An 18,132-nucleotide genomic window follows, 5' to 3' on the forward strand; every position below is an offset into this window, starting at 1 on the left:
GTGGTAAGATGTATCAGCCAGTGATCATCAAAGGAAATCATTACGGTCTGACAGTTTTTCTTGACCCGGAGCGGCCGTTTCCGGAGCTGATGGAATACCTGGGGACCAAAATCCGGGATTCGGCAGGCTTTTTCCGGGGCGCAAAGATGGCGCTTTCCTTTGAGGGACGGACCCTTACACCGGAAGAAACAAATCAGGCAGTAAATACGATCTGTGAAAATTCAGAGATAAAAATCTCCTGTGTCATCGATACAGACAAAGCACGAGAAGATTTTTTCAGACGCGTTCTGGAAGAAGAGGAAGAGAAAACGGGAGGCAGAAACCAGACGGACGGAGAATTCTATAAAGGAACACTCCGTTCCGGTCAGATGCTGGAGGCAGAGGGAAGCGTCATCATGCTTGGAGACGTGAATCCTGGCGCCAGGATCACCGCCCGGGGGAATATCATTGTGCTCGGCGCCATGCGCGGAACTGCCATTGCCGGTCTGGGAGGAAATCCCCATGCCGTTATTGTGGCACTGGATCTGAACCCCATTCAGATCCGGATCGGAGATCTTTCAGAAAGACCGGTCCGCCAGAGAGAACATTCCGGACCACGGATTGCTTATCTGGATATGGGCAGGATCCGCATGGAACCGTTGTGTAAAGAAGTGATCGATGCGGTGGACTTCCGCTGAAAAGAGAAACGTGGAGGAAATGGAAATGAGTGAAGTAATCGTTATCACATCCGGAAAAGGCGGGGTCGGAAAGACAACGACTTCAGCGAATCTGGGAACCGGACTTGCCATGTTACAGAAGAAAGTTGTTTTAATCGATACCGATATCGGTCTTCGGAATCTGGATGTGGTTATGGGACTGGAGAACCGGATCGTTTATAACCTGGTGGATGTGATCGAGGGCAGCTGCCGTTTAAGCCAGGCTTTAATTAAAGATAAGCGTTATCCCAATCTGCAGCTTCTTCCGTCTGCTCAGACGAGAGACAAGACCGCTGTTTCTCCGGAGCAGATGAAAAAACTGATCGAGTCGTTAAAGGAAGAGTTTGATTATATTCTGTTAGACTGTCCCGCAGGAATCGAGCAGGGGTTTAAAAATGCCATTGCCGGTGCAGACCGGGCAGTAGTCGTGACAACACCGGAGGTCTCTGCCATCCGCGATGCGGACCGGATCATCGGACTTCTGGAGGCCAACGATATTCATAAGATTGATCTGGTGGTGAACCGAATCCGCATGGACATGGTAAAACGGGGCGATATGATGTCCATTGAAGATGTTGTGGATATTCTTGCCGTTCATCTCATCGGCGCTGTTCCGGACGATGAGCATATCGTGATCGCCACTAATCAGGGTGAGCCTCTGACCGGCTCCGACTGCCTGGCGGGACAGGCTTATATGAACATTGCCAGACGGATTACAGGAGAAGAAGTCCCCATGCTGGATTTAAATGAAAAGACCGGGTTCTTTTCCAGACTGGCGGGTATGTTTAAAAAGAAGTAGGGGGAACGGGAATGGGACTGTTTGATTTTTTCTCCAAAAACAAATCGGGGAATGTAGCCAAGGACCGTCTGAAGCTTCTTCTGGTTTCAGACCGTGCCAACTGTTCCCCGGAGGTCATGGAGGCCATTAAAAATGACATCATCAAAGTGATTTCCAAATATATGGATGTGGACACAGACGCGCTGGATATCCAGATCACCACAACACCGTCGGAGGATGGAAACAGAACGGTACCGGCGCTGTTTGCCAACATTCCGATTAAGGACATGAAAAATGGAAATCCTGAGAAATAAGGACATAAGATATGTTTAAATTCAAAGATTACCGTTTCAGATATTTCAACATCCGGATGATCCTTTTAATCCTGTCTCTGGCAGTGATCGGGATCCTGTTTGTACGAAGTGCCACCATCGGCACCGGCTCCGATACCTTTAATAAACAGATTTTCGGCGTAGTGCTTGGTGCGGCGTGCATGCTGTTTGTTGCCATGGTGGATTACCACTGGGTTTTAAGTATGTACTGGCTGCTTTATGTCGTGAATATCGGGATTCTGCTGGCGACCAAGTTCATGGGAATCAGCGGAAACAGCGGCGCCCAGCGATGGCTGGTGCTTCCCGGAATTGGCCAGATCCAGCCCTCGGAGTTTTCAAAGATCCTGATGATCTGCTTCTTCGCCATGTTTTTTTACAAGCACCGGGAAAAAATCAGTAAGGTTCAGGTCGTGTTGGCATCCCTGCTCCTGTTTGCAGTTCCGGCTTACCTGATTTTTGATCAGCCGAACCTTTCCACGACTCTGGTGGTGACTTTTATTTTCCTGGTTCTCATCTATGTGGCAAAGATCAGCTATAAGTGGATTCTGGGAACCCTGGCGGTCTTAGTTCCGTCTGCGGTCTGGTTTATTTACTATATCCAGCAGGAGGGACAGAAGCTCCTGGAGCCTTATCAGGTAAACCGGATCATGTCCTGGATCAATCCGTCCAAGTTTTCCACGGATATGACCCAGCAGCAGCAGAACTCCATCATGGCCATCGGATCCGGTCAACTTCATGGAAAAGGAATCGCCACAACAACCTTTGCCTCGGTAAAGAACGGCAACTTTTTGTCGGAGGAGGACACCGATTTTATCTTTGCTGTCATCGGGGAAGAGGTCGGATTTATCGGAAGTGTAATTATCATTGGACTTTTGGCGCTTCTTGTGGCAGAATGTATTTATATGGCAGCGCGTGCCAAGGATCTCCAGGGCCGTCTGATCTGCAGCGGCATGGCAGCTCTTGTGGCGGTCCAGACCTTTATCAACGTAGGGGTCGCATCGGGACTGCTTCCCAATACGGGAATTCCGCTGCCCTTTATCAGTGCAGGTTTAAGCTCCTTACTCAGTATTTTTATCGGTATGGGGCTGGTATTAAATGTGGGACTTCAAAGAAACTATGAAAATAACAGAGGAGGGTTCTGAGCATGAATGTTGGACTGATCGCCCATGATGCAAAGAAAAAATTGATGCAGAACTTTACAATCGCTTACCGCGGGATCTTATGCCGCCATGAGCTTTATGCAACCGGTACCACCGGCCGTCTCATCGAGGAAGTAACGAATCTGAACGTTCACAAATTCCTGGCTGGACATCTGGGCGGAGAGCAGCAGCTTGCGGCTCAGATCGAAAGCAACCAGATCGATCTGGTGATCTTTCTGCGCGATCCTCTTCATCCGAAGTCTCATGAACCGGATGTATTCAAGGTGGCGACCCTGTGCGATATGCACAACATTCCTCTGGCGACCAACCTGGCGACCGCAGAGCTTCTGGTAAAGGCACTGGAGCGCGGTGACATGGAATGGAGAGAAGCCTTTAAATAAACGCATGGGGGAATGAGTTATGCCCAGAACAACAACGGCAGAGCAGGTAAAAAAAAGCCGGAGACGTGCAAGACAGTCAGCCATTCTGATCTTACTGCTCCTTTGTGCGGCCGCCGGTGGACTACTTTGCTTTGGTTATGAAAAACATACGGCGTCTTTTGCTATGCTTCATCCTTATGAAGTATCAGCAAAGGGAGCGAACGGAACGGAAAATTTGGAGCCATTTCCGTTATTTGGAGAAAACCTGGCGGCAGTGTCTGGAAATGTGGGAGAGGATCCCGCAGTTACGGCAGAAGCCGGAATTACCTTCAATGCTTCGGACGGAACGATATGCTTCAGCAAAAACGCATTGGAACGGCTGGAACCGGCCAGTGTTACCAAGGTAATGACCTGCCTGGTAGCTCTGAAATACGGAGATCTGGATCAGGAGATCACGGTGGAGGCACATATGCTGGCAGATTTAGATCCAGGCTCCTCTCTTTGCCATATCATTCCTGACTGTACGCTTACGCTGGAACAGCTTCTGTACGGTCTGATGCTGCCATCCGGAAATGATGCCGCCAATGTGATCGCTTACGGAGTTGCCGGCAGTGAGGAAGCCTTTGTGGAGCTGATGAATCAGGAAGCAAAACGGCTGGGGGCGGCAGGAACCCATTACAGCAACGCTCACGGGCTTTCTGATCCGAATCATTATACAACCGCTTACGATATCTATTTAATTTATCGGGAAGCCATGAAATATGAAAAATTTATCGATATCATCAGTACCCAGGAATATACTGCCGATTTTACCATCGGCGGATCTCCGACTTCTCTTACCTGGGGGCGGGGTATCTGGTATTTTAACGGAAAGGCGCAGGCACCGGATGGGGTAACGCCCATCGGTGGAAAGACCGGTACGACTCCGGAAGCCGGGTACTGTCTGTCACTTCTTTCTGAGGATGCTTCTGGAACACCTTATGTCAGCGTGGTCTTAAAGGCATCCGGCAGGGAGGATCTGTACGCCAATATGACAGCGCTCCTTTCCAAGGTACCATAAGGCAGAAAGCGGTGTTGTTTTTAAACTTTCAAAAAACTTTCAAAAATTCCACAATAAAACGGAATTAAGCATTGAATTTTTGTAAGTTTTATCCTATAATTAAATCAAGATTTATCAGAATCGAATTACAACAAGTGACTAAAGGAGGAGTGCATTATGGTGCAGATTATCGCGGGGAAGATGGGAAACGGAAAGACAAAATTTCTTCTGGACAAGGCTAATGTAGCCGTAGCAGAGTGCAAGGGGTCGATCGTTTACCTCGACAAAGACACAAAGAGCATGCACGAGCTTGACAATAAGATTCGTCTGATCAATGTCAGCGATTATCCGATCCGTTCATACAATGCGTTTATCGGATTCTTATGTGGAATCATTTCTCAGGATTACGATCTGGAATATGTTTTCCTGGACAGCTTCTTAAAACTGGCACACCTGGAAGGCCAGGATGTGTCCGCAGCGCTGATCGAGCTGGAGCAGCTTGGACAGCAGTACGGTGTTTCCATCGTTCTCAGTATTTCCATGGATGCTCAGGAATTACCGGAGCATGCACAATCCAAGGTCATTGTTTCACTGTAAGCAGTACATACACAGAACGCTTTGTCTGAATGCATTCTGTTATAAACGCGAAGAATTCGGGACGTGCCCCCACGTCCCGTTCTTTCATGTTTCATAGGAAGGTGCGTCTTATGAAACCAAAAACGCTCCGCGGGGATCGCACTGCGGCGGAGAATCCTTATTCATTTATTCCGATCCGCCCGAACAGGCTGATCAGATACAGTCCGCAGATCCCGACAACCGCGTAGATGATCCTGGAAAGCAGTGTCATTTCTCCGAACAGGAATGCGACCAGATCAAATCGGAAAAAGCCGATGAGTCCCCAGTTGACGGCTCCGATAATGGCGATGGCAAGGGCTGTATAATCCAGTGGTTTGGAATTCATAATTGTTTTCCTCCTTTTTTCTTTTAGTATGTTCCGTTTCCATCCGATTATTGATGGGAATGATATCCAGATAAGGGAGCAGATCCGTGGCGAAAAAGAAAATTATCCGATATAAAAAACCGAAAAATATCAATATCGGCATGATCGTGTTTGCCGTTATTTTCTTATATTTGGTGATCACCATGATCCGGTACGCCGTAAAACCGAAAATTAAGATGTATGAAGTACAGGACGGTGATATCGCCAGCGATTCTTATTACACCGGTGTTATTTTACGTACGGAACAGGTCGTCAATTCTGAATATTCCGGCTATGTCAGCTATTATCTCCAGGAAAAGGGAAAGGCTGCCGTTGGAAATCTGGTATTTGCCGTTGATGAAAACGGCGCAGTCAATGATTATCTCAATAAAACAGCCGGAAGTGAGAGCCGTTTGACCGAAGCGAACTTAAAAGAACTGAAGACACAGCTTTCGGCGTTCAGCAGCTCCTATTCTGATCAGACTTTTTCCAGGATTTATGATCTGAATAACAGTATGTCCTCCAGACTCATGGAATATCTGAACATCAACATGCTGACGGAGCTTGGTGCCACCGGTGAGGATCTTTCTCTCCAGAAAGGATATGCAAAGGAAAACGGGATCGTGGTCTATTCCACCGATGGAATGGAACAGCTTGCTGCAGATCAGATCACAGAAGATACCTTTTCAAAGGAGCATTATCAGAAAACCGTATACAGCACCGGTCAGCTTCTTGCGAGCGGGTCTCCAGCCTATAAGCTCATAACCGCGGACGACTGGTCAGTGGTGATTCCCCTGAAGGACGATGAGATTTCCCGGTATACAGATGTGACCAGTGTGTCGGTCCGTTTCACAGAGAAAAACCTAGATGCTTCGGCGGCGTTTTCCACCTTTACCGGAAGTGACGGAAAAACCTACGGAAGGCTGGATTTCAATAAATATATGATCCAGTTTGCGGAGGACCGGTTTGTGGAACTGGAAGTGAAAAATTCTCAGGCAAGCGGCTTAAAACTGCCCAAAACCGCATTGACCGAAAAGGAAGCCTATGTGATTCCAAAGGAATACCTGACAGTCGGCGGTGACAGTGCGGACGAGGGCTTTTACCGGGAGGTTTATGCCAATGACGGAAGCTCTTCCCTGGAATTTGTGGCGGCGGATATTCTTCGAATTACCGATGAGGAAGAGGCAAAAGCCAAGGAAGAAGAAACAACCGAGGCGGTGCCCCGTTATTGCTATGTAAGTACCGATACGCTTCAGGACGGTGATAATCTGGTGCTTCCGGATTCGAATACACGGTTCCAGGTGGGACAGAAAGAGAGTATTCCCGGTGTGTATAATATCAACCGCGGTTATGCCATGTTCAAATATGTAAAAATCCTGGATGAAAATAGTGAATACTGTGTGGTAAAGAAAAATGTTTCTTACAGCATCCGAACGTATGACCATATTGTCCTGAAAGCGGAGCTTGTATCGGATTCGGATATTCTACGATAGAATTCCATGAAAAAATCCGGATTATCGGTTGACAGGAACAAAAAAAACATTGATAATGGTAAAGGATTAAATATAGAAAGGCGGGTTTAACCCATGAGTATTATGAATAAATTTCTCGATGCGATGAAATTGAACGAAGATGACGAATACGATTATGACGATGATGATATGATGTATGATGACGAGGACGACTTCGAGGAGTCTCAGCCCAAGAAAAGTATTTTCCACCGGGAAAGGAAAACAGCAGAACCGGAGGATGATATTCCCCAGGCAGCGCCCAGGTCATCCGCAAAGCCCAAGAGCCGTCCTTCCAATGTAGTTCCCATGCGTTCCGCAACAAGGGGCGGCATGGAGGTCTGCATGGTAAAGCCCAGCTCCATTGGTGATGCCAGAGAGATCTGTGATACCCTGCTCAGCGGACGGGCCGTTGTGATCAATATGGAGGGGATTCCTACGGAAACTGCACAGAAGATTATTGATTTTACCTGCGGTGCCTGCTATGCCATGAATGGAAATCTTCAGAAGATCTCCAGTTTTATCTTCATTGCAACACCTCAGGCCATCGAGCTCTCCGGAGATTTTGAGGATCTCATGGGCGGAAATGCTTCCTATACCGACTGACGGAGGAATACATGAATAAAGAAGAACAGGTATTTTTAAATCACCTGTCAGATCTGGCAAAGGTATGCTACGGGAGAGAGATCCCGGTTTATACAGATTTTTTGAACCTACATGAGCAAACGGTCTTTTTATCGGCATTGCCGGAGTTTTCCCACATCCGTGTCCATCTGGACGGCGGATATGAGGAGGCAGAACGAAAGGTCGTTTGCTTTCTTCCTGTTTATATGGAAGTACTTGACCGGGAGATGCTTCCCATCGTGCCGATAAAGATTTCTTCATCAGCAGGGAAGTTTACTGAGGCGGCCTCCCATCGTGATTATCTGGGGGCGATCTTGAACCTGGGAATTGACCGCAGTAAAATCGGAGATATTCTGGTGGGTGACGGGTATGCCTACGTGCTCTGCACAGCGCCTATGGCACAGTTTCTGATGGATTCCTTAACCAGTGTTCGCCATAATCCGGTGCACTGCGAGGCAGTGGCTTTTTCGGAGCTGGACGGACAGATCTCGTTCACGGAGATCACCGGGTCAGTGGCATCTCTCCGACTGGATTCCTTCCTTGCCCTGGCAGTGCGGATGTCGCGTTCAGCGGCGCTCTCCTGTGTCCGTGAGGAACGGGTCTATATAAACGGAAAGCTCTGTACCTCCCAGACGTACGAACCAAAGGTCGGAGATGTGATCTCGGTGCGCGGAGCAGGAAAGTTTATTTACGATGGAGTAATCTCCGGAACAAAAAAGGGGCGTCAGATGATCCGGCTCCGACAATATAATTAGCGTGTCAAAAAGCCGGAAGAAAAGCCGGAACAGACGAGGCACGAAAACATGAAACGAAAAGAAAGGAAGACGCATAAAAATGATACAGACAGAAGAACTGATGGTGCATCGGGACGGTCGTCCCATCTATCCGATCCGGTTATCTGCGTCCTTTGACGGGCTGAAAGAAGCCATGGAGCCCCTTGCTCTTTCCGGCAGAAAGATATGTGTGGTTTCAGACAGTCAGGTGGCAGAGCTTTATATGGATGAGGTGTCCAGATGCCTGGAGTCTCTTGCAGGGACAGTTGTTTCCTTTGTGTTTTCTGCCGGAGAGCAGCATAAAAACCTGGATACGGTACGGGAGCTTTATGAAACGCTGATCCGGAATTCCTTCGACCGGAATGATGTGCTGGTGGCCCTCGGCGGCGGTGTGACCGGCGATCTGACCGGATTTGCAGCAGCCACTTATCTTCGCGGAATCCGCTTTGTCCAGATTCCCACAACCCTGCTTTCCCAGGTGGATTCCAGCATTGGCGGAAAGACCGGCGTGGATTTTGACTGCTATAAAAATATGGTCGGCGCCTTCTATATGCCGAAGCTGGTCTACATCAATGTGTCCGTACTGAAAACTCTGTCAGCGGAACAGTTTACTTCCGGCATGGGCGAGGTTGTCAAGCATGGCTGTATCCGGTCGGCAGCGTATTATCAGTGGCTTTCCGCTCATCGGAATGAGATCCGTAACCGGGAACTTCCGGCGCTTTTTGAAACCGTAAAGGGCAGCTGTCAGATCAAACGTGCTGTGGTTGAGGAAGATCCCACCGAACAGGGGATCCGTGCATATTTAAATTTCGGCCATACTCTGGGGCATGCCATTGAAAAAGAAAAGAACTTTACCATGAGCCACGGTGCCTGTGTAGGCGCCGGCTGTGCAGCAGCAGCATGGATTTCGAAAAAACGCGGTCTGATTTCCGCAGAGAAGCTGGCACAGCTGGAGGAGCTTTTAAGCTTTTTCGGACTGCCGGTCCGTGTGGAAGACCTGGATATTGAAAAGATTTTAGACGCGGCAAAGCATGATAAAAAAATGGACTCCGGTGTAATTAAGTTCATTCTTCTGCATTCCATCGGCGAGGCATATATTGACCGTACCGTAACAACGGAGGAAATGAAAGGAGCTCTTTTGTATCTGGCCGGAAGGGAGGACGCATGACAGAAACGAAGAAAAATTCCGGAACAACTCAGACCGGCTGCAAGGGAAAAATCCTGGCCGGTTATCTGATCTTCAGTATTCTTCTGATCGTATTTGATCAGTGGACAAAGCATCTGGCTGTGGCAAAGCTCCGCGGAAAGGAAGCCTTCGTGCTGATTGATGGTGTGTTTGAGCTTTCCTATCTGGAAAACCGCGGCATGGCATGGGGATTGTTATCCGGCAGCCGGTGGCTGTTCTTAGCAGGAACTCTTGTGGTGCTGGTGCTGATCGTTTATGCGTTTCTCAAGGCTCCAGTAACCAGACGATACACGTTTCTTCGGTTTGTTCTGGCTCTTGTGGCGGCCGGTGCGGTCGGAAATATGATCGACCGTATGTTCAACGGCTATGTGGTGGATTTCTTTTCCTTTGTCCTGATCAGCTTCCCCATCTTCAATGTGGCAGACTGCTATGTAGTTGTTGGTGGAATCCTGTTTATCCTTGTATTTCTGTTCTATTATAAAGAAGAAGAGCTTTCGGTACTTCTTCCCGGACGGAGAGAAAAGCAGACGCATAAGGGAGAGGAACTCTGATGGCGGCCTATGAATATACAGTTCTTCCGGAGGAATCCGGCTGCCGGATTGACCGGTATCTGTCTGAGAAGCCCGAATTGCCCTCCAGAAGCTATTTACAGAAGCTCATCGAGGAAGAGAGCATCACAGTCGGAAAACGGGCTGTAAAGGGCAATTACAAGGTCAGAACGGGAGATGAGATCCAGGTGGTGATCCCAGAACCGAAGGAGCTTTCGGTGGAGGCGGAGCCCATGGATCTGGATATCGTTTATGAGGACGAAGATCTTCTGGTGGTCAATAAGCCCAAAGGCATGGTTGTTCATCCGGCGGCCGGCCATGAAAGCCATACGCTGGTCAATGGTCTTTTATATCACTGCCGCGGAAAGCTTTCCGGGATCAACGGGGTACTGCGCCCCGGAATTGTCCATCGGATCGACCGGGATACCACAGGGCTTTTACTGGTATGCAAAAACGATATGGCTCATGCCTCCATCGCGGAACAGCTTCGGGTCCATTCCATTACCCGCCGGTATCATGCCATTGTTCACGGAGAGCTTTCTTCGGACGGGACAATCGATGCACCCATCGGGCGAAATCCAAACGACCGGATGAAGATGGCCGTCAATCGGCAGAATGGCAAAGAAGCCATTACCCATTATCATGTTCTGGAGCCCTTAAAGAAATTTACCTATATCGAATGCCGCCTGGAAACCGGGCGCACCCACCAGATCCGGGTTCATATGGCTTCGATCCATCATCCGCTTCTGGGTGATACGGTCTACGGACCGGCGAAGCCGGCTTATCCTACCGGAGGGCAGACACTTCACGCCAAGGTTCTGGGCTTTGTTCATCCTCGGACCGGAGCTTACATGGAATTTGAAGCTCCCCTTCCGGAATATTTCAAGAAATTGTTGGTAAATCTGCACATATAGCTGTACTTTTTCTTGAAAATACAGTATAATATGAATAGATTATGGTACTGGTGAGACGATTTGTTTCATCAGAAGCGGCTGAGATGGTCCGAGACCTGATCTCAGCTGTTTTTGTTTTAATTTTATATTTGAGAGGAGCTGGATATTATGCACGGAAACCTGGTTATTACAATCGGAAGAGAATGCGGCAGCGGCGGAAGGTTCATCGGGCAGAAGCTGGCAAAGCGTCTTGGTGTGAAATGCTATGATAAAGAACTGCTTTCCCTGTCCGCAAAGAACAGCGGACTGTGTGAAGAGATCTTTGAACACCATGATGAAAAGCCCACCAACAGCTTTTTATATTCCCTCGTCATGGACACGTATTCCATGAGTTACAATCCGTCCGGATTTGTAGATATGCCTCTGAATCAGAAGGTCTTTCTGGCGCAGTTTGATACCATCAAGCAGCTTGCAGAAAAGGAATCCTGTGTCATCGTCGGACGGTGTGCCGACTATGCACTGGCGGATTATCCCAATACGGTATCAGTGTTTACAACCGCAGCCTATGAGGACAAGGTTGAATATCTGAAGGAGCATTATCATATTGAACCGGGAAAGATCAAGGATTTTATTACAAAGACCGACAAAAAGCGTGCTTCCTATTATAATTATTATTCCAACAAAAAGTGGGGCGCATCCAAGAGCTATGATCTCTGTATCAACCGCAGTGCCGTTGGCTTTGACGGTGCCGTTGATGCAATCCTGAACTTTGTGGAACTGAAGAAAAAGAATCGGGAAGCTCAATAAAGGAGTATGACATGAAATATATTGAAGTCGGTACAACGGGGTTAAAGGCGTCGAATATCATTATGGGCTGTATGCGGCTCAAGGGAAAAACACCGAAGGAGGCGGACGCACTGGTAAAGAATGCCATGGAGTGCGGCGTCAACTATTTTGATCATGCCGATGTCTACGGCAGCGCCGGCCAGAGAGGAGAGTGCGAGGAGATCTTCGGAAAGATGCTGAAGCTTTCCGCACCGTCTCTCCGGGAAAAAATGATCATTCAGAGCAAATGCGGGATCATCAAAAGCGAGATCGGGTCGTATGATTTTTCCAAGGAACATATCGTAAAGGCCGCAGATGGGATCCTGAGCCGTCTGGGAATCGAATATCTGGACTTTCTGCTTCTGCATCGTCCCGATGCCCTGATGGAGCCGGAGGAAGTGGCGGAGGCTTTTGAGACGCTTTATAATGCCGGAAAGGTTCGTCATTTCGGCGTCTCCAATCACCGTCCCCTGCAGGCAGAGCTGCTTCAGAAGTATGTACCCTTTAAGCTGCAGGTTAATCAGCTTCAGTTAAGCATCGACCACAGCCCCATGATCGATTCCGGCATTGCCGCCAATACGGACAGTGTGCAGGGCTATGATAAGGAGGGATCGGTACTGGAGTATTCCAGACTGCATGATATGACGATCCAGGCGTGGTCACCGTTCCAGGTGAGCGGTCCGATCAGTTCTTCCTCTGCTCATATCTTTCTGGGGGACCGGGAGCATTTCGGGAAGCTCAATGAGGTTATTGACCGTCTGGCAGAAAAATATGACGTTACGAACACCGCCATTGCGGTTGCGTGGATTACCAGACACCCGGCCAATATCCAGGTGATCTGCGGTACCATGAATCCCAGTCGGATGAAAGACGCCTGTGCCGGTTCGGATCTGCCGCTTACAAGAAGTGAATGGTATGAGTTGTATCAGGCTGCGGGAAAGAAGCTGCCGTAATAACTAAAAGAAATTTTACTTATGCACCGGTTACGCAGAAAAACCTGCGATCCGGTGCATATTTTTTGGTTTCATACGAAAGTTCGTCCTATGAAACCAAAACGCTTTCATACGAAAACGGTCAATTATTTTACTGCGGCAGTGTTTTTGCCCCAGGGACCCTTGCTGTAAAAAATCATGGACAGACAGGTTGCCACAGACCAGCCGATGGGCCATGCACACCAGATACCTACTGCGCTGTTCAGGATTTTAGAAAGAACAAATGCAAGAACCACACGGAGAATCAGGTCGGTAAAAGTTGCAATCATGAATTTCTTCATCATCTCTGCGCCACGGAGGATGCCGTCGGCAACCAGCTTGGCAGAAACCACAAAGTAGAACGGTGCTACAATCCGCAGAAACAGAAGTCCGGTTCCGATTGCAGGGCCGGTGGGATCATCCATGAACAGGAGCAGAAAATATTTTCCTGCAAACAGATAGAGAAGCACCAGCGGAATGCATAAGGTCCATACCAGCTTGAGACCAGCCTTGAAGCCCTGTTTTACACGCTCCAGCTTTGCTGCGCCCATGTTCTGGGCAGTATAGTTGGAAACACCGTTTCCAAGAGTGGTAAAGGATGTGATCACCAGGTTGTTTAACTTGATCGCAGCAGAATATCCGGCCATAACACTGGTTCCGAAACCGTTGATGATACTCTGGATCATAATATTGCCTACCGAGATAAAACTCTGCTGTAAGATACTGGGAATTGCAACAACCGAAATCTTTTTGAAAATCGGCCAGGAAAACAGCGATGCCTTCCCTTCATGGGGAACTGTCTTTAAGCGCTTCAATACAAACAGGATTGCCAGCACACAGCTTACTCCCTGACAGATGAAGGTTGCCCAGGCCACACCGGCTACACCCATATTGAACGCAGTCACAAAGAGAATATCCATTCCGATGTTGGAGGTAGAGGATACCGCCAGGAATAAGAACGGGGTTTTGGAATCACCAAGAGCTGAGAAGATACCGGTAGCGATATTATAGAAAAAGACAAACGGAAGCCCCCAGATATAAATATCCAGATAAAGCTGGGAATCACCGATGATCTCCGCTGGTGTATTGATCAGCTCCAGCAACGCATGACAGCCGAGAATACCAAGCAGCATCAGCAGTGCACAGAGGATCGCGCTGGAAATCATCGTGGTATAAACAGCCGTTTTCATTTTTCCATATTGTTTTGCTCCAAAAAACTGGGAGACGACAACGGAACATCCGATATTGCAGCCAAACGCAAACGCGATGAAGATCAGAGTGATCTCATAGCCGTTTCCGACGGCTGCCAGAGCATTTTCACCAATAAATTTGCCGGCAACCAGGCTGTCGGCAATATTATAAAGCTGCTGGAAGATAATACTTCCAAACAATGGAAGACAGAAGCGCCAGAGGACGGATTCCGGCTTTCCTACAGTAAGATCCTTATTCATGCTTAAACACGCTCCTTCATACTCGTTACTAACAGATCCACACAACCGTCAATGCCATAGGAACTGCTGGAAAGCATTATGTCATAGCTTTCCGGTTTTCCCCACTGGGTTTCCGAATAGAAATCGAAATACTGCCGGCGCATACGGTCGATCCGTTTCATCCTCTTTTCGGCATCCCTGCGGTTCAGGCTGTTTCGATCCATGATCCGGGAAAGCTTCTGTTCCAGATTCGCATAAATAAACACTGATAAGACCTTGTCCGCCCCAAGCGAATCACGCAGAAGCGAGGAAGCACAGCGTCCGATAATCACACAGGAACCTTTTGCAGCCAGTTCCTCGATCACACGGCGTTCCGCATCAAAGGTGATCTGGCTTTCGGAATAGAACGCGTTCTGGATGCCTGCGGAGTCCACAAAGACATCACCGGTCAGAAACCGGTCATGGTTGACTGGTTTTTCATCTTCATCCTTTAAAAGAGAGTAGGAGAGATGAGATTCCTCTGCCGTCTTTTTCAAAATTAATTTGTCATAACAGGGAATATCCAGTGCCGCTGCAAGACGTTCGCCAATCTCACGGCCGCCGCTTCCATATTCCCGTCCAATACAGATTACTGTCTTTTTCATCTTGGATTCCTCTTTTCCATGATAGATATGGAGTTCTTTTTACACCGAAGTTATTATAGCGGGAAAGTAAAAAAATGGGAAACACATATTTTAAATGTTTGATATGTCAATTTGACATGGTAAGATAACTAGTTCACATAAATGCCTTATATGAATGCCTTACATGAATGTCTTAGCTTGAAATGCAGGTTTTTATAACCGAAAGCTCTTTCTGACCATATTTATTCGTTAAAGTTGAGTTTTGCGAATAAATAGAATAATACAAAGAACATACTCTCTCAGGGGAAATGTGCCGGTTAGCTGGCCTGAGTGGGCCGCAAAAGGAAATTTAAAACATTTATTTATAGGTTTCGTTATGTTATACTATATTCTGTTTAGAAAGACCTAACGTTGTTTACGAAAATCTAAAGCTGTTTGGGAACACCTACATTTATTAACGATTTCATACATAAAGGACTACTCACTATGGAACTTCAAAAATTATTAAGCTACACCCGCCGGGCGGTCGATGATTACCGGATGATCGAATCCGGTGATAAAATCGCCGTTGGAATTTCCGGAGGCAAGGACAGTTTAACCTTATTATACGCGCTTCATGGACTGCAGCGTTTTTATCCGAAGCCGTTTTCCATCGAAGCCATCAGCATCGCTGTATTCCCGGATATGGAGCTATCTCCGGTAAAGAAATTGTGTAAAGAGCTTGAGATTCCCTACACGATTGTTTCCACGCAGATCGGTGAAATTGTATTTGATGTGCGGAAAGAATCGAATCCCTGTTCGCTGTGTGCGAAAATGCGGAAAGGTGCGTTCAATGACAAAGCTAAGGAACTTGGTTGCAATAAAATTGCTTATGCCCATCATAAGGATGACATTGTGGAAACCATGTTAATGTCCCTGATCTATGAGGGAAGATTTCACTCGTTCTCTCCTGTCACTCATCTGGACCGCATGAACTTGACTGTGATCCGGCCGCTTCTTTATGTACCGGAGGCGGATATCATCGGCTTCAAAAATAAATTTCATCTTCCGGTCTGTAAAAATCCATGTCCGGCGGACGGCCATACCCGGAGAGAATATGTGAAAGATCTGGTACGTACCTTGACGAAAGAAAATCCCGGTACAAAAGAACGGATGTTTTCAGCAGTGATCAATGGAAATCTTCCGGACTGGCCGGAAAGAAAGCGATAAGAGAAAGGAGCAGGCTATGGAACAGAAACCATATTATGAGCAGGTAGACATTCAGAATACCATGAAGCTGCGGGAACTGATCGCTTCTCTCCCACCCTTCTGCGGAACGTTTTTCCGTGGAATCGAGCCGACTACTTCCTCCCGTACCAGGATCGCATACGCGTATGACCTGCGGGTATTTTTTGAGTTCTTGATAAAGAATAACCCTGCACTTTCCCAAAAAGGAATCCGGGCGATTACTCTGGAAGATCTTGATAAGATAAAACCGGTAGATCTGGAAGAATATATGGAATATCTGAAATACTATTCCGATGAGGAACAAAAGGAACATATCAATAAGGAACGTGGAATTACCAGAAAAATTTCTGCACTGAAATCGTTCTATAATTACTTTTATAAGAAAGAGGCAATCACGACAAATCCGGCAGCTCTGATCGAGCTTCCAAAGCTCCATACCAAGGAAATTGTCCGTCTGGATATTGATGAGGTTGCCAGCTTACTGGATCAGGTGGAAAGCGGTGAAGGTCTGACGAAACATCAGAAAGCCTTTCATGAAAAAACAAAGGTTCGTGACGTGGCTCTTCTGACACTTCTTCTTGGAACCGGTATCCGTGTATCCGAGTGTGTCGGACTGGATTTAGATGATGTCGATTTCAAAAATGATGGAATCCGGATCCACCGAAAGGGTGGAAAGGAAGTTGTTGTTTATTTCGGAGATGAGGTACGAGAAGCATTGCTGGCTTATCTGGAACAGCGGAAACAGATGATTCCTGTCGATGGCGAAGAACAGGCACTATTCCTCTCTCTCCGATCCAGACGGATCGGCGTCAAAACCGTGGAAAACCTGGTAAAAAAGTATGCCAGGCTGGTAACGCCCCTGAAAAAGATCACTCCCCATAAGCTCCGCAGTACGTATGGCACAAATTTATACCGGGAAACCGGGGATATTTATCTTGTGGCGGATGTTCTCGGACATTCCGATGTTAATACAACCAGAAAGCATTATGCCGCTTTGGAGGATGAACGGCGGCGCAGTGCCAGAAATGCGGTTCGACTGAGGGAAAAACCGGATGGGAAATAATGCTCTTTGCGATATAAGAGAAAAGGCAATCACACGGTTGTACGGATGAATTTATTCCATACTCCAATCTTCAAGAGGCAGATCGGAAACCCGCTGAAACTCTCGGGTATTATTGGTAACCAGAGTTAGTCCGGCAGCTTTTGCATGTCCGGCAATCAGCGTATCCATCGGTCCGATCGGGGTGCCTCTCCGTTCCAGATCAACACGGATCTTTCCGTATTCCTCCGCTGCCCGGTCATCAAAGGACAGGATTGTAATCGGTGAAAGGAATAAGGCCAAAGCCAGACTGTTTCGATCGACAGCCTGGCTCTTTTCAACACCATGGACCAGTTCTGCGTACGTGATAGAAGAAATACACAGTTCCTCCGAATTGTGAGACATAAACCGGTGTAATACCATCGGCGGTTTCTTCTTAATGGTATAAATGCAGATGTTCGTATCAAGCATATACTTCATCATAATGAATCACGCTCCTGTAACTCAGGCTGTTCCCGTCCCGAATCCATAAAATCATCTGAAAAGAGATTCAGGCTTCTCACAAATCCTTCCCATTGATTCCCCTCCGGCATTAAAATCACCAGTTCACCGATCTTGTTTACTATTACTTCTTCTCCGGAAAAACGGCATTCTTTCGGCAAACGGACAGCCTGGCTTCTTCCATTTTCAAATAGCTTTGCAGTCATCATTTTAAACACCTCCTTGACCATAGTATATATCATGATATATACTATGGTCAAGGAGAAAAACTTGGTACGTTTATTTATATTCTTCCGAATAATACACCACCGTCAGGTAATTCCCGGCATGGATCTCATCGGTTTCCAGATGGTTCATAGTGCGGAGTTCTTTTACATAGGCCGGGATCTGCTCCGGATCACTGCAGTACCGGCCGGCGATACTCCAGAGACTGTCTCCGTTTTTAATCTGGACTGACGTATAATATTTATAGCCGGTGTTCTCCGGTTCTTTTCCCTTTGCGGTAATAAAGACACGCAGAAAAATTACGGAAACCAGTAAGGCAAGACAAAGGATCACAGCAAGACGGATCCAGGAAGAAGATGTTTTTGCTTTTGTTTTCATAAAACCCCTCCCATAAAGAAAAGCCACAAACATTTGTTC

Annotated in this window: 23 protein-coding genes; 17 read left to right on the top strand and 6 right to left on the bottom strand. The window is 47.4% G+C overall.

Annotation, left to right across the window (positions count from 1 at the left end):
* The first annotated feature begins 8 nt into the window (after positions 1–8).
* The 7 genes from ACTQ3K_RS00485 (at position 9) to ACTQ3K_RS00515 (ending at position 4,960) form a co-directional block, all read left to right on the top strand.
* Complete coding sequence (locus ACTQ3K_RS00485) at positions 9–677, top strand: septum site-determining protein MinC (protein ID WP_441564658.1); 669 nt, start codon at positions 9–11, stop codon at positions 675–677.
* Positions 678–702: 25 nt separating this feature from the next.
* Entirely contained in the window at positions 703–1,494 is a 792-nt protein-coding gene (minD, locus tag ACTQ3K_RS00490; protein ID WP_441564660.1) for a septum site-determining protein MinD, read from the top strand.
* An 11-nt stretch (positions 1,495–1,505) separates the two neighbouring features.
* The gene (gene minE / locus ACTQ3K_RS00495) at positions 1,506–1,787 is read left to right on the top strand and encodes a cell division topological specificity factor MinE (protein WP_441564662.1); all 282 of its coding nucleotides are present in this window, start codon (positions 1,506–1,508) and stop codon (positions 1,785–1,787) included.
* A gap of 11 nt (positions 1,788–1,798) precedes the next feature.
* Positions 1,799–2,947 (top strand): FtsW/RodA/SpoVE family cell cycle protein, encoded by a 1,149-nt coding sequence (locus ACTQ3K_RS00500; RefSeq protein ID WP_441564664.1) that lies wholly within the window; start codon positions 1,799–1,801, stop codon positions 2,945–2,947.
* A 2-nt stretch (positions 2,948–2,949) separates the two neighbouring features.
* Positions 2,950–3,345, top strand: a complete 396-nt coding sequence (gene mgsA / locus ACTQ3K_RS00505) for a methylglyoxal synthase (RefSeq protein ID WP_441564666.1) — start codon at positions 2,950–2,952, stop codon at positions 3,343–3,345.
* A 19-nt stretch (positions 3,346–3,364) separates the two neighbouring features.
* On the top strand, positions 3,365–4,384 hold the full coding sequence (locus ACTQ3K_RS00510; protein ID WP_441564668.1) for a D-alanyl-D-alanine carboxypeptidase family protein: 1,020 nt from the start codon (positions 3,365–3,367) through the stop codon (positions 4,382–4,384).
* 156 nt (positions 4,385–4,540) lie between these two features.
* Positions 4,541–4,960 (top strand): twitching motility protein PilT, encoded by a 420-nt coding sequence (locus ACTQ3K_RS00515; RefSeq protein ID WP_441564670.1) that lies wholly within the window; start codon positions 4,541–4,543, stop codon positions 4,958–4,960.
* Between the two features lie 157 nt (positions 4,961–5,117).
* On the opposite strand, the gene ACTQ3K_RS00520 is transcribed toward ACTQ3K_RS00515, so the two are convergent.
* The gene (locus ACTQ3K_RS00520; RefSeq protein WP_441564672.1) at positions 5,118–5,324 is read right to left on the bottom strand and encodes a DUF378 domain-containing protein; all 207 of its coding nucleotides are present in this window, start codon (positions 5,322–5,324) and stop codon (positions 5,118–5,120) included.
* A gap of 86 nt (positions 5,325–5,410) precedes the next feature.
* Between ACTQ3K_RS00520 and ACTQ3K_RS00525 the strand changes: the two genes are divergently transcribed.
* The 8 genes from ACTQ3K_RS00525 (at position 5,411) to ACTQ3K_RS00560 (ending at position 12,652) form a co-directional block, all read left to right on the top strand.
* A complete protein-coding gene (locus tag ACTQ3K_RS00525) occupies positions 5,411–6,835 on the top strand; it encodes an HlyD family efflux transporter periplasmic adaptor subunit (protein WP_441564674.1) in 1,425 nt (474 codons plus the stop codon).
* Positions 6,836–6,928: 93 nt separating this feature from the next.
* A complete protein-coding gene (locus ACTQ3K_RS00530) occupies positions 6,929–7,456 on the top strand; it encodes a cell division protein SepF (RefSeq protein ID WP_441564676.1) in 528 nt (175 codons plus the stop codon).
* 11 nt (positions 7,457–7,467) lie between these two features.
* Positions 7,468–8,229 (top strand): RNA-binding protein, encoded by a 762-nt coding sequence (locus tag ACTQ3K_RS00535; RefSeq protein ID WP_441564678.1) that lies wholly within the window; start codon positions 7,468–7,470, stop codon positions 8,227–8,229.
* 79 nt (positions 8,230–8,308) lie between these two features.
* On the top strand, positions 8,309–9,415 hold the full coding sequence (aroB, locus tag ACTQ3K_RS00540; RefSeq protein WP_441564680.1) for a 3-dehydroquinate synthase: 1,107 nt from the start codon (positions 8,309–8,311) through the stop codon (positions 9,413–9,415).
* A complete protein-coding gene (lspA, locus tag ACTQ3K_RS00545; protein WP_441564682.1) occupies positions 9,412–9,984 on the top strand; it encodes a signal peptidase II in 573 nt (190 codons plus the stop codon). The genes aroB and lspA overlap by 4 nt, the downstream gene beginning before the upstream one ends.
* Positions 9,984–10,895, top strand: a complete 912-nt coding sequence (locus ACTQ3K_RS00550) for an RluA family pseudouridine synthase (RefSeq protein WP_441564684.1) — start codon at positions 9,984–9,986, stop codon at positions 10,893–10,895. The genes lspA and ACTQ3K_RS00550 overlap by 1 nt, the downstream gene beginning before the upstream one ends.
* Positions 10,896–11,042: 147 nt before the next feature.
* Positions 11,043–11,681, top strand: a complete 639-nt coding sequence (locus ACTQ3K_RS00555; protein ID WP_441564686.1) for an AAA family ATPase — start codon at positions 11,043–11,045, stop codon at positions 11,679–11,681.
* Between the two features lie 11 nt (positions 11,682–11,692).
* Positions 11,693–12,652 carry an aldo/keto reductase gene (locus ACTQ3K_RS00560; protein ID WP_441564688.1) on the top strand — a complete coding sequence of 320 codons (960 nt, stop codon included), beginning with the start codon at positions 11,693–11,695 and terminating at the stop codon, positions 12,650–12,652.
* A 125-nt stretch (positions 12,653–12,777) separates the two neighbouring features.
* Here ACTQ3K_RS00560 and ACTQ3K_RS00565 read toward each other — a convergent pair whose 3' ends face one another.
* Together ACTQ3K_RS00565 and ACTQ3K_RS00570 are read right to left on the bottom strand one after the other, a co-directional pair.
* Positions 12,778–14,121, bottom strand: a complete 1,344-nt coding sequence (locus tag ACTQ3K_RS00565; RefSeq protein ID WP_441564690.1) for an MATE family efflux transporter — start codon at positions 14,119–14,121, stop codon at positions 12,778–12,780.
* A 2-nt stretch (positions 14,122–14,123) separates the two neighbouring features.
* The gene (locus tag ACTQ3K_RS00570) at positions 14,124–14,744 is read right to left on the bottom strand and encodes an AAA family ATPase (RefSeq protein WP_441564692.1); all 621 of its coding nucleotides are present in this window, start codon (positions 14,742–14,744) and stop codon (positions 14,124–14,126) included.
* A 465-nt stretch (positions 14,745–15,209) separates the two neighbouring features.
* Here ACTQ3K_RS00570 and ACTQ3K_RS00575 point away from each other — a divergent pair, with 465 nt between their 5' ends.
* Entirely contained in the window at positions 15,210–15,932 is a 723-nt protein-coding gene (locus tag ACTQ3K_RS00575; RefSeq protein ID WP_441564694.1) for a tRNA lysidine(34) synthetase, read from the top strand.
* Positions 15,933–15,948: 16 nt separating this feature from the next.
* Positions 15,949–17,013 (top strand): tyrosine-type recombinase/integrase, encoded by a 1,065-nt coding sequence (locus ACTQ3K_RS00580; protein WP_441564696.1) that lies wholly within the window; start codon positions 15,949–15,951, stop codon positions 17,011–17,013.
* Positions 17,014–17,064: 51 nt separating this feature from the next.
* Here the strand turns inward: ACTQ3K_RS00580 and vapC are convergent, their stop codons facing one another.
* From vapC to ACTQ3K_RS00595, 3 genes are all read right to left on the bottom strand, one after another.
* A complete protein-coding gene (gene vapC / locus ACTQ3K_RS00585) occupies positions 17,065–17,469 on the bottom strand; it encodes a type II toxin-antitoxin system tRNA(fMet)-specific endonuclease VapC (protein ID WP_441565200.1) in 405 nt (134 codons plus the stop codon).
* Positions 17,469–17,699: a type II toxin-antitoxin system antitoxin VapB gene (vapB, locus tag ACTQ3K_RS00590; protein WP_441564698.1), complete on the bottom strand. Its 231-nt coding sequence runs from the start codon at positions 17,697–17,699 to the stop codon at positions 17,469–17,471. The genes vapC and vapB overlap by 1 nt, the downstream gene beginning before the upstream one ends.
* A gap of 70 nt (positions 17,700–17,769) precedes the next feature.
* Positions 17,770–18,093: a LysM peptidoglycan-binding domain-containing protein gene (locus ACTQ3K_RS00595; protein ID WP_441564700.1), complete on the bottom strand. Its 324-nt coding sequence runs from the start codon at positions 18,091–18,093 to the stop codon at positions 17,770–17,772.
* Positions 18,094–18,132 lie beyond the last annotated feature (39 nt).

The sequence above is a fragment of the Candidatus Paralachnospira sp. LCP21S3_A2 genome, from assembly GCF_052118925.1.
GTDB lineage: Bacteria > Bacillota > Clostridia > Lachnospirales > Lachnospiraceae > Lientehia.